The organism is Actinomyces oris (assembly GCF_001937665.1).
In the GTDB taxonomy this organism is placed as follows: Bacteria; Actinomycetota; Actinomycetes; order Actinomycetales; family Actinomycetaceae; genus Actinomyces; species Actinomyces stomatis.
The window spans coordinates 1-666 of sequence record NZ_MSKL01000043.1 but is presented as its reverse complement, the minus strand read 5'-3'; the positions used below and the strand labels follow the sequence as shown (position 1 = coordinate 666).

1 protein-coding gene is annotated in these 666 nt (G+C 63.8%); it reads right to left on the bottom strand.

All coding sequences use genetic code 11. The features are described 5' to 3' along the window. Positions 1 to 20: 20 nt before the first annotated feature. Positions 21 to 665: a FadR/GntR family transcriptional regulator gene (locus BKH28_RS13070; RefSeq protein WP_256696085.1), complete on the bottom strand. Its 645-nt coding sequence runs from the start codon at positions 663 to 665 to the stop codon at positions 21 to 23. Between the last annotated feature and the right edge of the window lies 1 nt (position 666).

The window sequence follows — 666 nt, the reverse complement described above, 5'->3', positions numbered from 1 at the left end:
AGCGGTTCTTGGCTGGTGGTTTAGGTGAGGACTGCTAGGAGTGGGGCGTAGTGCTGGGTGATGGCTTGGTGGTAGGCGGGGATGTTTCCGGTGCGGGCTGCTTGGAGCATGGCTCGGTGGGCTTTTGCGGTGCTGGTGAGGTCTTCGAGCTTGGGGGCGCCCAGGAGGGGGACGGTGAGGGTGTGGATGGCCCAGAAGGCTTCGGTGAGGTGGAGGTAGAGGTGGTTGTCGAGGGGTTGGAGCAGGCGTGTGTGGAAGCGTCGGTCCTGGTCGGTGAAGAGCTCTCCTTGTGAGGCGAGCTGCTCGATCTTGTCGACGAGGGTGTCGAGCTCGGGGTCTTGTCGGTTGTGCCAGGCGTGGGTGACGGGCTCGGCCAGGGCGTTGTCGAGGGTGATGCGTACTTCGACGATGTCGCGTAGTCCGCGGTGGTCGTCTCCGGGGTTGAGGAGGCCTTTGAAGACGAGGGACTCGACCATGGGGCGCATGGAGATCTGGCCGACGAACATGCCGTGTCCGTGGCGTACTTCGACGATGTCGAGGGCGACGAGGGTGCGGACGGCCTCGCGGACGGAGGAGCGGGATACTCCCAGGTCGGTGCACAGCTGGGACTCCGTCGGCAGCGCATCGCCAGGATGCAGGCCCTTTTCAAGAATGTAGTTCTTGATC